The 12,256-nt window shown below is 65.8% G+C and carries 13 protein-coding genes; 5 read left to right on the top strand and 8 right to left on the bottom strand.

What is annotated here, in order from left to right; all coding sequences use genetic code 11:
- Positions 1-13: 13 nt before the first annotated feature.
- From ACM2ZB_RS04070 to cho, 4 genes are all read right to left on the bottom strand, one after another.
- A complete protein-coding gene (locus tag ACM2ZB_RS04070) occupies positions 14-331 on the bottom strand; it encodes a hypothetical protein (RefSeq protein WP_416057552.1) in 318 nt (105 codons plus the stop codon).
- Positions 328-1,491, bottom strand: coding sequence for a zinc-dependent alcohol dehydrogenase (locus tag ACM2ZB_RS04065; RefSeq protein ID WP_416057551.1), 1,164 nt, complete (start codon positions 1,489-1,491; stop codon positions 328-330). Before ACM2ZB_RS04065 ends, ACM2ZB_RS04070 begins: the two co-directional genes overlap by 4 nt.
- Positions 1,492-1,605: 114 nt before the next feature.
- Positions 1,606-2,058 carry a DUF421 domain-containing protein gene (locus ACM2ZB_RS04060; RefSeq protein WP_416058619.1) on the bottom strand — a complete coding sequence of 151 codons (453 nt, stop codon included), beginning with the start codon at positions 2,056-2,058 and terminating at the stop codon, positions 1,606-1,608.
- Between the two features lie 104 nt (positions 2,059-2,162).
- Positions 2,163-3,020, bottom strand: coding sequence for an excinuclease Cho (gene cho, locus ACM2ZB_RS04055; protein WP_416058618.1), 858 nt, complete (start codon positions 3,018-3,020; stop codon positions 2,163-2,165).
- 187 nt (positions 3,021-3,207) lie between these two features.
- Between cho and ACM2ZB_RS04050 the strand changes: the two genes are divergently transcribed.
- The 4 genes from ACM2ZB_RS04050 to ACM2ZB_RS04035 all read left to right on the top strand — a co-directional run bounded on the left by ACM2ZB_RS04050 (position 3,208) and on the right by ACM2ZB_RS04035 (position 7,311).
- Positions 3,208-3,594 (top strand): sensory rhodopsin transducer, encoded by a 387-nt coding sequence (locus ACM2ZB_RS04050; protein WP_416057550.1) that lies wholly within the window; start codon positions 3,208-3,210, stop codon positions 3,592-3,594.
- 93 nt (positions 3,595-3,687) lie between these two features.
- Positions 3,688-4,554: an SDR family oxidoreductase gene (locus ACM2ZB_RS04045; protein ID WP_416057549.1), complete on the top strand. Its 867-nt coding sequence runs from the start codon at positions 3,688-3,690 to the stop codon at positions 4,552-4,554.
- 46 nt (positions 4,555-4,600) lie between these two features.
- A complete protein-coding gene (locus tag ACM2ZB_RS04040) occupies positions 4,601-5,497 on the top strand; it encodes an SDR family oxidoreductase (RefSeq protein ID WP_416057548.1) in 897 nt (298 codons plus the stop codon).
- Positions 5,494-7,311, top strand: coding sequence for a glycoside hydrolase family 15 protein (locus tag ACM2ZB_RS04035; protein WP_416057547.1), 1,818 nt, complete (start codon positions 5,494-5,496; stop codon positions 7,309-7,311). The genes ACM2ZB_RS04040 and ACM2ZB_RS04035 overlap by 4 nt, the downstream gene beginning before the upstream one ends.
- A gap of 14 nt (positions 7,312-7,325) precedes the next feature.
- Here the strand turns inward: ACM2ZB_RS04035 and ACM2ZB_RS04030 are convergent, their stop codons facing one another.
- From ACM2ZB_RS04030 to ACM2ZB_RS04015, 4 genes are read right to left on the bottom strand one after another with little or no spacing between them, the layout of a single operon-like run.
- On the bottom strand, positions 7,326-8,015 hold the full coding sequence (locus ACM2ZB_RS04030; protein WP_416057546.1) for a glycosyltransferase: 690 nt from the start codon (positions 8,013-8,015) through the stop codon (positions 7,326-7,328).
- The gene (locus ACM2ZB_RS04025; RefSeq protein WP_416057545.1) at positions 8,012-8,599 is read right to left on the bottom strand and encodes a class I SAM-dependent DNA methyltransferase; all 588 of its coding nucleotides are present in this window, start codon (positions 8,597-8,599) and stop codon (positions 8,012-8,014) included. Before ACM2ZB_RS04025 ends, ACM2ZB_RS04030 begins: the two co-directional genes overlap by 4 nt.
- Entirely contained in the window at positions 8,596-9,348 is a 753-nt protein-coding gene (locus ACM2ZB_RS04020) for a PIG-L deacetylase family protein (protein WP_416057544.1), read from the bottom strand. Before ACM2ZB_RS04020 ends, ACM2ZB_RS04025 begins: the two co-directional genes overlap by 4 nt.
- Complete coding sequence (locus ACM2ZB_RS04015; protein WP_416057543.1) at positions 9,336-10,199, bottom strand: acyl-CoA dehydrogenase; 864 nt, start codon at positions 10,197-10,199, stop codon at positions 9,336-9,338. The genes ACM2ZB_RS04020 and ACM2ZB_RS04015 overlap by 13 nt, the downstream gene beginning before the upstream one ends.
- A 290-nt stretch (positions 10,200-10,489) precedes the next feature.
- On the opposite strand from ACM2ZB_RS04015, the gene ACM2ZB_RS04010 reads away from it, so the two are divergent.
- Positions 10,490-12,193: an ATP-binding protein gene (locus ACM2ZB_RS04010; RefSeq protein WP_416057542.1), complete on the top strand. Its 1,704-nt coding sequence runs from the start codon at positions 10,490-10,492 to the stop codon at positions 12,191-12,193.
- The last annotated feature ends 63 nt before the right edge of the window (positions 12,194-12,256 follow it).

Genomic DNA, 12,256 nt, shown 5'->3' with positions numbered 1-12,256 from the left:
GGCGGTACCGGGGTCAAAGCGCATCAAACCAGGCAGCGTACGGCGTGTTCCTGACCAGGTACCGGTTGTAGTCCTTGCTGCCGTCCGTCCACCAACCCGGTCCGCGCTCGCCCAGCCCGTGCTTGGCCGCGTCCACCGCGCGCCGCGCCGCGCGTAGCGCATCCGCATCACCGCCCCTCATCGCGGCCTGCACCGCCCGTCGCGCGTCCATCAGGCGGGCCACCCAGGTGGCCCGCTCCTGCGCCGAAAGGTGGGGGTTGGTGGCCCGCCACAGGCGCCCGCGCACGACGATGTAGCGGCGGTCGGGCGTCAGTGGCGGCGACGTGCTCACGGCGTCAGCACGATTTTCCGGCAATCGTCATCCTTGGCGTCGAACATCGCGTAGCCCTGCGCGGCCTCGCCAAGCGTCATCCGGTGCGAAATGATGTTGCCCGGGTCCAGTTTCCCTTCCAGGATGGCCGTCAGTAGTTCCGGCATCAGCCCCTGCACATGGGTCTGGCCCATCTTGAAGGTCAGGCCCTTGTCGAACGCATCACCCAGCAGGAACCCGTGGATGAAACCCGCATACACACCCGGAATGCTGACCACACCGCCGCGTCGTGCAGCCGCGATGCACTGGCGGATCGCCACACCACTGCTGCCCTCCAGCTTCACCGCGGTCAACGCACTTTCCAGCGCGCTGCCTTCGGCCTCGAAACCGACCGCCTCAATGCAGGCGTCGACGCCGCGCCCGCCGGTCTGGCTGACGATGTAGTCGGCCGGATCATCCACCTTGCTGAAATCGATGGGCGTCACCCCGTAGGTGCGCTCCGAGAACGCCAGCCGATACGGCAGGTGGTCGACCATGAAGATGGTCTTGGCACCCAGCAGGCGGCAGCAGGCCGCACTCATCAGGCCGACTGGGCCGGCACCGAAGATCGCCACGGTCGAGCCCGGCTTGACCCCGGCATTCAAAGCAGCTTGGTAGCCGGTCGGCAGGATGTCCGACAGGAACAGCACCTGCTCGTCCGCCACGCCCTCGGGAATGCGCAACGGGCCGACATTGGCCTTGGGCACGCGCACGAACTCTGCTTGGCCACCGGCCACACCGCCATATAGATGGCTGTAGCCGAACAACGCCGCCGGCGGCATCAGGCCCTTCGCATTGAGAGCCGCGCCCTTGCCCGGGTTGGTGGTCTCGCAGGCAGCGTATTCTGCCAACTGGCAGTGGAAGCATTCACCGCAGGCAATGACGAACGGGATGACCACACGATCACCCGGGCGCACTTGGGTGACGCCCTTGCCGACCTCTTCCACAACGCCCATGAATTCGTGGCCGAGCACATCGCCGGTATGCAGATCGGGAATCTTGCCGCGGTACAGATGCAGGTCGGAGCCACAGATCGCCGTGGCGGTGACGCGCAGGATGAGGTCGTCGTCGGCAGCGAGCACCGGGTCCGGGACGGTTTCGACGCGCACATCCTTGCGGCCGTGGTAGGTCAATGCCTGCATCATCGCTCTCCTTCGGGTGGGAGCATGCAGCGTTGCACGCGCGTGCGGCGCGGCAGGTGACCCGCGGGTATGCGCCGCGTGGAGTCCATTGCATGCGCCTGTTAACGAGAGCCCTCAGCGCACCCGCGAATCGATGCTGATTTCCCCGGAGGTTTCCAGCATTGCCAGGGCGATGTCATGGTGGCCATCGCAGCCGGCCTTGCGCATCGCCACGTCCAGATCTTCCGGGGCCACGTTGCAGCGGCGCAGCTGGTCCCAGAACACCTTGCCGTTGCGCACCAGCACCACCGGCGCGCCCTCGACCCAGCGGTGCATGCGGCGGCTGCGGGCGGTAACGAAGCCCACCAACCAGTTGAGGGCCAGCAGGGTGCTGGCCAGGATGAGGCCACCCAGCAGCGAGGTGTCTTCGCCGATCAGCGAGTTCTGCACGGCCGTGCCCAGCAGCACGATCACGAGCATGTCGAAAGGCGCGGACTGACCGATGGAGCGCTTGCCGCTGAGGCGGGTGAGCAGCAACACCACTATGTACACGGCCGTGGCCCGCAGCACGAACTCGAACCAGGGCATGCCAAGATCGAACAGGTCGGTCACGCTTTCTCTCCTTGCAGGGCCTGTGGGCAGGGATACAAAACCTGCCGTCCACGGCACGTGACCTGCGCCGGTGCGGCCGGCTACAGCGGGTGCACGGCCCACTCGCCGTTCGAGAATCCCTTGCGCAGGATGCGATAGGCATCGCGGTCGAACACCGCATCGTCGCGACGCAGCCGCCGTGCGGCCGCCAGCGTCTTTGCACTGCCGTGGTAGAACCAGCCCTCGACCACGTGGAACTGACGCATGGCAGCGCCCGATTCCTCGATGGCGACCGGCCCGGCGTACGGCCACTCGACGATTTCCAGCAGGGCCAGCGCATCGGCCAAGCGCTGCTGGTGCTCGGCTAGGGGCTCCTTTCCGCAGCACGCACCCGCGCACTGGCGCAGCATCGAACGAAAACAGGGCCGCCCCGGTGGCAGGCGCTCCAGGCCCAGCAGCGAATAGCACAGCCGGTTGTCATCGGCCAGGCGGCGCAGGGCTTCGCGCGCGGCGCGTTCGCTGGAATAGACCCCGTACAGCATCGGCGCGGACGTCAGGTCCACCTCCGCCGAGTGCATCACGCTCACTTCGCCCCGGTAGAGGCGCAGGCTGAACTGCCGTGGCAGGCGCCGCAGCAGGCGATTGTACAGCGGCTTCTGCGTTTTCACCATCGACGCTTCCAGTAGCTGTGCACCGAGATCACCGGCCATGGGCAAATGGCTGATGCGCTCGGACTGGCGCAGCATGGCGGCCTCTTCCGCGGTACGCAGATGGTCCATCACGCGGGTGCGCAGGTTGATGCTCTTGCCGATGTACAACGGCAGGCCACCTTCGCGGCCATGGAACGTGTAGACACCAGGATGCGCCGGCAGGGCCTGGGCCTGCTCGCGCAGGTGCTCGGGAAAAACATAGCCGGCGGCGCGGGCGGAACGACGCGCGGCCTGTGCGCTGGAGGGCATGTAGGGCGGCAGGACGATGCGGAAGCAGCAGCGTTCAATGATAGGCAGCGACTGCAGCAGCGCCAGAGGGCAGAGTATCACCACACTGAACGCTTCACGTTGATGCGCCGCGCGCGCACGCTCTCTGCACGTTGCGCCAAGCGCTACGCCGTCACTCTCAGCTGATCCCACTGACGGAGACAACAACATGACCGCTGCCGACATTCCAGCCGTCGGACAGACCCGCTGGGCCATCGCAGAAGGCTATATCCCCGCGTGGAGCAATGGCCCGGAACCCGAACTGCAGAGCCACGAGACATGCTGCATCCTCAATGTGGGCACCACGGCTGCCCGGATCTCCCTCATGCTGTTTTTCGAGGACCGCCCGCCGCAGGGACCCTACCACTTCACGGTGGAAGCGCAGCGCACCTGCCACAAACGCTTCAATGACCTGCAGGACCCGGCGCCGGTACCGCGCGGCGTGGGCTTTTCCTGCGTGATTGATTCAGACGTACCAGTGGTGGTGCAGCACACCCGGCTCGACTCGCGTCAGGCCGAGAACAGCATCATGACAACCATCGCCCACCCGCTGTAGCACCGCCGTGCACGCGGTGGCGACACTGCGGGGTCATCGCGTTTACCGGCGTAACTGCAGAGTGGTGGCTCCCTCGCCCCAGGAGTCGCATCGATGGCTGTCTCCCAGTATCCAAAGCCGCCTTTTGAGGCGCAGCAGCAGTCGTTTCCCGGCAAGACCGAGAAGATGGATCCGCGCCCCGACCACGGCGAACGGAGTTACAAGGGCCACAACCAGCTGGCCGGCAAGAAGGCGCTGATCACCGGCGGCGACAGCGGCATCGGTGCCGCGGTGGCAATCGCCTATGCGCGTGAAGGTGCCGACGTTGCCATCGCGTTCCTTGAGAGCGAGAAGGACGATGCCGAGGCGATCGGCACGCTCATCCGCGAAGCAGGACAGAAGGCCGTCCTCATCGCGTGCGACATCAGCGACGAGGCACAGGCCGAGCAACTGGTGAAGCGCGTGTTGCACGAGCTCGGCGGCCTGGACATCTTGGTCAACAACGCTGCCTACCAGCGCTACTACCAGTCCTTCGAGGAGATCACGATGGATGACTGGCGCAAGACCTTCGACACCAATGTCCATGCGGTATTCAACCTGACCCGGCTGTGCGTGCCGCACCTGCAGGACGGCGGCTCGGTCATAAATACGGCCTCGGTGAACTCGAAGAAGCCGACGCCGAACATCCTGCCTTATTCCACCACCAAGGGCGCGGTCGCCAACCTCACCATCGGCCTGGCCGGTCTGCTGGCCGAGAAGGGCATCCGGGTCAACGCGGTGCTGCCCGGCCCGATCTGGACGCCGTTCATTCCCGCCGGCATGGCCGCTGAAGAAGTCGAGCAGTTCGGCAGCCAGACACCCTTCGGTCGCCCCGGCCAGCCGGCCGAACTGGCGTCGGCATACGTGATGCTGGCCGCCGATAGCGCCAGCTATACCTCCGGCGCGTTGCTGACCATTTCCGGTGGCGCCGTGACCCTCTGAGTCCACGCTCGCCCCGTCATCTCCCTCCTCCCCCAAGGAATCCCGTATGAGCCGCAACCAGTACGACATGCAGAACCCGCTGACCCAGTTCCCGCAGCCCACCTATCCAGGCCAAGTGCAGACGCCCCCCGGGACCGTGCACGAACTCAGCCCCAAAGCCGACCATGGCGAGACGAGCTACGTGGGCTTCGGCCGCATGCGTGGCCGCAAGGCGCTGGTGACCGGCGCGGATTCCGGCATCGGCCGCGCCGTGGCCATTGCGTTCGCGCGTGAAGGCGCAGACGTCGCGCTGAACTACTTGCCCGAGGAAGAGGCCGATGCTGCCGAGGTCGTCGCCCTCATCGAGGCGGAGGGACGCAAAGCAATTGCCCTGCCGGGCGACCTGCAGGACGAGGCATTCTGCCGCGAACTGGTCAGCAAGGCCGTTGCTGGCCTCGGTGGCCTGGACGTGCTGGCCAACATCGCTGGCAAGCAGCTGGCGGTGGAGAAGATCGAGGAACTGCAGACCGAGCAGTTCGAGGCTACCTTCCGCACCAACGTGCACGCATTGTTCTGGGTCTGCAAGGCCGCCCTGCCGCACCTGCCTGCCGGCGCGACGATCATCAACACCGCCTCCATCCAGGCCTACCAGCCCTCGCCTAACTTGCTGGACTATGCACCGACCAAGGCCGCCATTGTGAACTTCACCAAATCGCTGGCACAGCAGGTGGCCGAGCGTGGCATCCGGGTCAATGCGGTTGCACCTGGCCCGATCTGGACCCCGCTACAGCCCGCAGGTGGACAGCCGCCCGAGGTGATTCCCGAGTTCGGTGCGCAGACGCCGCTGAAGCGTGCTGGCCAGCCGGTGGAGATGGCCCCGGCGTATGTGCTGCTGGCCACACAGGAGTCGAGCTACATCACGGGTGAGGTGATCGGTGCCACCGGCGGCATGCTTCTGCCGTGACGCCGGCTCCGGATGGAGGGGTAAACACCGCGCGTGACACGGAGGGCCACGCGCCCATCCACGCCTATGCGGCCATCGGCGATGGTCGCTCCACCGCGCTGATCGCGCCCGATGGCAGCATCGACTGGTGGTGCGCGCCAGGCATGGATTCGCCGCCGCTGTTCGACCGCCTGCTGGACGCAGCGGCAGGCGGCCGGTTTGTCCTGCAGGCGCGCGAGATCGAACACATCGCAAGGCGCTACCGGCCGGACAGCAACGTGCTGGAGACTGATATCCGTACCAGCACCGGCCGCGCCCGCCTGACCGAGTCACTCAACAGCGGCCCGGCCGGACGGTTGCCCTGGTCCGAGCTAGCGCGCCGCATCGAAGGACTGGAAGGTGAAGTGGTATTCGACCTGCACTATCAGCCCGGGACGCGCGCCGGTACCTGCACGCCGTGGATGAGCGACACGCCCAACGGCTGCGTTCACCACGTCGGGCCGGTGATGACAATGCTGCGCTACCCCGAAGACACCATGATTGACCGCTTTGACGATCGCGAAGTGAGGGGGCGCCTGGAGGTCGCCGCGGGGCAGCGAGCCGTGGTCGCGCTGCTGGCCTCACAGGATGAGGTGCTGCCGGTCCCGCCACTGCAGGATATCGATACACGCATCGACCGTTCCGACCGCGAATGGCAGCAGTGGGTGGCTGACCTGTACTGCGACAGCCGCCAGCGCCATGAGGTGATCTGTTCGGCGCTGGCGCTCAAGTTCCTGTGGTTTTCGCCCACGGGCGCCATTGCTGCAGCAGTCACCGCGTCCTTGCCCGAGCGGTTAGGCGGCGACAAGAACTGGGATTACCGCTATGCCTGGGTGCGCGATGCGGCCTACATCATCAAGGCCTTCCTGCGCGTAGGCGCCTTACCTGATGCCAAAGCTGGTTTCAGCTGGCTGATGACCACCATTGGCCGACACCGTCCCGGCGTACCGCCTTGCTACACCCTGCGCGGCGAACGGGTGGAACAGGAGCGTTACATCGATGTTCCCGGCTATCACGGCAGCCAGCCGGTGCGGGTGGGCAATACCGCAACCGACCAGCTGCAGACCTGTGTGTATGGCGATGTGCTGGAAATGGCCAGCCGCATGATCGGAGCCGGGCATATCCTCGACCCGGCCACGGCGCGGCTGCTCTTCGAGCTGGCCGATGAGTGCGCCGACCGCTGGATGCGCAAGGACTGCGGGTTCTGGGAACTGGAGGAGCTACAGCACTACACCATGTCCAAGATGGAATGCTGGATGGCCCTGCGCCGCGCCTGCGAGCTCGCCGAAAAGGGCCATATCACCCAGGCTCGCTTGCCGCGTTGGCAGCGCGAGCGGGACCGGATCCTGCAGTGGATCGACGACCACTGCTGGGATGAGGGCAAGCAGAGCTATGTGATGCACGCCGGCAGTGATCGGCTGGATGCCAGCTTGATGCTGGCGTCGCGATTCGGCTTGGCCGACGTCCGCCGTGAGCGCTTCGTCGCCACCCGCGATGCCATGCGCCGCGAGCTGTGCGATGCCAGTGGCGATCTGCTGTGGCGCTACAGCAGCATGCAGCAGTGCGAAGGCACCTTCATCAGCTGCGCATTCTGGATGGTGGAAGCCTATGGACTGCTGGGCGAGCGGGATGAGGCCGAGCGCCTGTTCCACTCACTGCTTTCGCGGGTGCGCAATGACGTGGGCCTGATGCCTGAAATGTGGGACCCGTTCGGCGAACAGGGACTGGGGAACACCCCGCAGGGACTGAGCCACTTGGCATTGATCCATGCCGCGTTTGCGGTGGACGGTAACTGAGGCTTGCTGCAGCCTCAGATGGCCAGCGCCAGCTGGGGCTGCACCTCGGCCGTTGGCGCTGCGAGCCCGGCCAGATGGTCGGCAAATCCTCCGCTGGCGCGGCCAGCCAAGCGGGCGCTAGTGATCACCATGGGCGCACCCGCCCAGCAGATGGATGCACCTTGTGCATGCAGACGACGCACCAGATCCACGTCTTCGGAACAACGTTGTGCTGCAAAGCCACCTGCGGCGAGGTAGGCCGGTGTCGAAACACCCATATTGGCGCCGTGCACACGACCGTGGCCGTCGCCCCAGCGTTCGCCCCGGTGGAAGCAGCCGCGAAGCCACGCCCGCTGCGGAGCCAGCTCGCCAAGGTCGACTACGCCGCAGAAAACATCACTACCCGCATCGCATTGCGCAACCAACCATTCGGCAGGCACCTGGCTATCCGCATCGGTGCACGCCAGCCAGCGCGCCCCTCTGCCGATCAGCTCATTCGCCGCAGCGGCGCGGGCGGCACCCACGCAACGCGCCTGCACCTCCACCGTGGCCACGCCATGCGCGCGACAGACCGCGGCGCTGGCATCGTCACAGGCATCCAGCGCCACCACGATGCACACCGGCTCGTCGCGCAGCGCCGGGTGGGCGGCCGCCAAGGCCAGCGAGCGCAGACACGCGCCCAAGTGCTCGGCCTCGTTGTGCGCCGGCACCAGTATGCCAATCATCTCAGCCCCTCGTTGCTGGCCAGCGAGATCGGCGTACGCGTCCAACCCTGCAGCACGAAATCGCTGTCGCGGTAGCAGAAGGCTTCCTGCAGCCCATGGCCCAAGCGCTCGTGCACCAAGGCGCTGCGACTGGCACGGCCGGGGAAGGACGGCAGCCAGTGGCAGGCCACCAGCAGGCCATCGTCTTTCAGCGCCGCATGCACACCGTCGCGCAGTTCGACCAGAGCATCCGGGCCCAGGTAGTAGCCCATTTCGCTGCAGACGATCAGGTCGAAGCGGCCTGCCGGCCACTGCTGAGGGTGCTGCGCGCAATGCACCTGCACATGCGGCAGATGGGCCAGCGCGCGGCGCGCCTGGAAGGTGGCACGCGGGCTAATGTCCGTCGCCAGCAGACGCTCACAACGGCTGGCCAGCGCCTCGGTTAGTACCCCGTTTGAGCAGCCCAGTTCCCAGCCGCGCTGGAAACCGGTGCGTGTCAGGCTGGCCATCAGCAACGCGCGCTTGCGCTCCTCGTACCAGCGGCTGCGGTAGCCGAAAGGATCTTCAGTGGCATGCACTTCATCGAAGTACGGCTGGGCGCTCATGCGAAATAGACCTCTTGGGTACGGTAGAAACGGGTGAGTACGTGGGCCGGCAGGATGGGCTCGGCCTGCAGCCGGGCGACATCACCGGTCTGCGTGCGGAACTGGGCGATGGCCTGGCGCTTGCGCCCAGCCACGCCGGAAATATCGAGAAGGCGAGGCGATTCCCACGCCATGTGCGCGCAGTGCGGGTCCAGCCAGTGCCAGCCCCACACCGGATATTCCAGGCGCTTGCAGCCCACCGCGTGCGCCGCCCGCCACGCCGCGCGCCCCGCGGCTTCATGATCCGGGTGGCCGTCGAAGCGCCACGGCGCCAGCACCAGATCGTCGTCGCGCAGGGTCTGACACAGCCAGTCTTCCAAGCCGGCCTCATGGTCGCTGACGCCCCCATCGGCGATGCCCAGATGGACAATGGCGCTGGCCTCAATAGCCAGTTCGGCCAGTGCGTCGCGCAGCTCCTCGCGCCGCGCCTGGCGCAACCGCTGCGGCGTCCACCAGTGTTCACCGGGGTAGCAGGCCTCGCCATCGGTCACCGCCACCACGATCATTTCCAGGCCAAGATTGGCGGCCGCGCACATCAGGCCGCCGCAGGCCAGCACTTCGTCGTCGGGATGCGGCGCCACAACCACGATGCGCCGCACACCCGCACACAGCTCGGCCAGTTCAGAAGCGGGCTGCTGCCACAGCCAGTCGCAGTGGTCCCACGCGCGCTCTTCCGAGCCGTGGCCGTGAATGATGGCTACAGCGCCCATGGCATCACCTGCGTGGCGCTCTGCTCACCCAGCCAGGCCCAATCCTTGTCGCCGTGGCTCTGCCGCATGAACACCGTCAGGTCGGCCCAGCGCCGGGCGTGCGCCTGTTCCATGCACATGGGCGACGGGCCCATCGCACGGCCGGCCAGATCCAGTACCTGCGTTGCGGCGCGCTCGACCACGCTGCGCACGCGCACCACCTGTACCCGGTGGGTCAGCTGCGGCGCCAGATCGATGGAACGGGCCAGCTCGCGCAGCAGGGCGGCGGCCGGTGCCAGCGCCAGGTCGGCCTTGCCCAGCAGACGCGCGCGCAGGCCTTCACTGCAGTCATGCTGCATTCGCTCGGCGATGGCCGTCGCCGCACCAAACCACACGGCCGCAATGCCTGCACCGCCGTGCCAGAAGCCGGGTCGGTCCAGATAGGCATTCATCGGCCCGATGACCTCCGCCTGCGCGTCGTCAAAGCGCACCGTGGTGGAAGGCACCCGGCCCATGCCGGTGGCCGGCCAAGGATCCTCATCCAGGCCATGCCACTGCGAGGTGTCCACGCGGTATAGCTGCACGCCTTCGCTATCGCGCACCGTCACCAGCGCGGCATCGACCAGGTCGCTGCCGGAACACCATGGTTTGTCACCACGCAACCGTCCGGCTGCATCAGCGCGCAGCGTGCAGGAAGGACCTTCCGCCGCCCAAACCGCCAGCAACTGGTCCTCAGGCACCGCAACCCCCAGCTCCTGCAAAATCGCCTTGGCATCGTAGTGAGCCTCCAGCACCTTGGCCAAGCACAGATCTTCGTGGCCCATGGCAGCAAGCAGGCGCCAGCGCTCCAGCGTGTGCCCGTGGCCTGGCAAGGGAAGATCCTGCATCTGCAGCAGACGCTGCCGGACCAGATTGGAGAGCGGAGGGGGCAGCACCGGAGCAAGCATGTCGAGTCAACGGCTGGTATATGGACTGCGAACGTATCCCCGATGCGGTCACACGGCTGTCTTTCCAGTGTCGCGGGCGGATGAATGCAGGCGCGGCGTTCCTCACGCACCGAGCGGGAAACCCGGCCGAACCCCGTCACGCAGCCTGTACCATTCATGATTACCCTGTGAGGACATGTTCGACAGGCCTTCACATGCAGCGCTGCGATCTCCCCGTGTCCTCCCCCAATGGTCAGGCGTATCGTCTGCTGCAGGAAAGTGCCTGGGTGCATGCCGGCTTGGCCGATTCTGCGCCTGCGGAACTCCGCACCGTGCTGACGATGATCCTGGACTGTCCCGAGCCGCTATGGATCGCGTGGGGGCCGGACAACCTGTTCTACTTCAACGACGCATTTTCCCCGTGGCTGGGAAATAAGCTTGATGGCGCCATGGCCAGCCCGGTCAGGGTCGTCTGGCACGATGTCTGGGACGAGCTCGGCAGCGCAATCGCCGATGCCATGGCCGGTACGCATCGCAGCTTCCGCAACCTGCGCGTCTTCATGGATCGGGACGGTACGCGGCGGGAGACCTTCTGGACGTTTTCGTATTCCCCAATCCGGGTAGCGGACGGCAGTGTCGGCGGCATCCTGTGCGTAGTAAGTGACCAAACCGAATTCGTCTCCGAACGCAACGAGCACTCCCGGCAGGTGGAAATCATTAGCGAAGAGGCACGGCACGCGCATGCGGAGCTGGTGCGGGCGCGCGAGCAACTGCGTCAGTCGCAGAAGCTGGAGGCCATCGGCCAGTTGACCGGCGTTGTCGCCCACGATTTCAACAACCTGTTACAGGTCATCAGCGGTTCGGTGGACATGCTGCGTTACGGCAGCACTGGCGACGAACGGCATAAGCGCCACATCGAAGCCATCGGTGCGGCAGCCGACCGCGCGACCAGTCTTGTGTCCCAGCTGCTGTCATTCTCGCGCCGGCAGTCCCTGTCACCCGAGGTTTTCGACCTGTGCGCAGGCATTGAAGGCCTAGCGGACATCATCCGCACGCTTCTGGGCGGCGGCGTCGGCCTGCAGCTCGACCTTGCGGACGCGCCGCTGCACGTATTGCTGGACAAGACACAGCTGGACACTGCACTTATCAACCTGGCCGTGAATGCCCGCGATGCAATTGGCCAGCGCGGTACAGTGCGCATCTGCGTGCGCCGGGTGGATGAAATGCCATCGGTCAGGTTCGCACCGCCGCTCAAAGGCATGTTCGCGGCGGTTTCGGTGAGCGACGACGGGTGTGGCATCGAAGCTTCGATGATGAGCCAAGTGTTCGACCCTTTCTTCACCACCAAGGGGGTTGGCGAAGGCACCGGCTTAGGTTTGAGCCAGGTCTTCGGCTTCGTCAAGCAATCAGAAGGCGAGGTGGATCTGGAGAGTACGGTGGGCGAAGGCAGCACCTTCGTGCTCTATCTGCCCTTGACGGACCAGGCACCTGCAGCGGTCAGCGCATCCGATACGCTTTCGCTGCATGATGCGAAAGGCCTGAACGTATTGGTGGTAGAAGACAACGTTGACGTGGCGACCTTTGCGGTTTCGGCATTGCGCGAGCTTGGCTGCGGCGTCTTCCTGGCCCGCAACGGCAGCGATGCTCTGGCCGAGCTGGAGCAGAATCACGGGCTCTACCACGCGGTCTTCTCCGATGTGGTCATGCCGGGCATCAGCGGTCTGGAGTTGGCCCAGACGCTGCGCGAGCGGTATCCAGGACTGCACGTGGTGCTGACCAGCGGCTACAGCGAGCTGCTGGCGCGCGAGACCGACCATGGCTTTGCGCTATTGCGCAAGCCGTACACCTTGGGTGACCTAGCGCGGGCGATCAATCCGCCCAAGGCGGCTGCTGCGTGTGGCTCTGCCTGGACTGAGACGGTGTGGCGCACGTTGTCCTGACCGCAGAGGACGGTCCTGCGACGCATCCAAAACGCAGATCCGCGGTGGCAAGCGCACTTGTTG

The sequence above is a fragment of the Stenotrophomonas maltophilia genome, from assembly GCF_047782825.1.
Lineage (GTDB): Bacteria > Pseudomonadota > Gammaproteobacteria > Xanthomonadales > Xanthomonadaceae > Stenotrophomonas.
Note: the sequence above shows the minus strand (reverse complement) of the source record. Positions and strands in the feature narration are given on the sequence as shown.

Coding starts and splice junctions, on each gene's coding strand:
- ACM2ZB_RS04065 (WP_416057551.1), bottom strand. CDS start 1,491: ATGCAGGCATTGACCTACCACGGCCGCAAGGATGTGCGCGTCGAAACC.
- ACM2ZB_RS04060 (WP_416058619.1), bottom strand. CDS start 2,058: ATGCCCTGGTTCGAGTTCGTGCTGCGGGCCACGGCCGTGTACATAGTG.
- cho (WP_416058618.1), bottom strand. CDS start 3,020: ATGCCCTCCAGCGCACAGGCCGCGCGTCGTTCCGCCCGCGCCGCCGGC.
- ACM2ZB_RS04050 (WP_416057550.1), top strand. CDS start 3,208: ATGACCGCTGCCGACATTCCAGCCGTCGGACAGACCCGCTGGGCCATC.
- ACM2ZB_RS04045 (WP_416057549.1), top strand. CDS start 3,688: ATGGCTGTCTCCCAGTATCCAAAGCCGCCTTTTGAGGCGCAGCAGCAG.
- ACM2ZB_RS04040 (WP_416057548.1), top strand. CDS start 4,601: ATGAGCCGCAACCAGTACGACATGCAGAACCCGCTGACCCAGTTCCCG.
- ACM2ZB_RS04030 (WP_416057546.1), bottom strand. CDS start 8,015: ATGATTGGCATACTGGTGCCGGCGCACAACGAGGCCGAGCACTTGGGC.
- ACM2ZB_RS04025 (WP_416057545.1), bottom strand. CDS start 8,599: ATGAGCGCCCAGCCGTACTTCGATGAAGTGCATGCCACTGAAGATCCT.
- ACM2ZB_RS04020 (WP_416057544.1), bottom strand. CDS start 9,348: ATGGGCGCTGTAGCCATCATTCACGGCCACGGCTCGGAAGAGCGCGCG.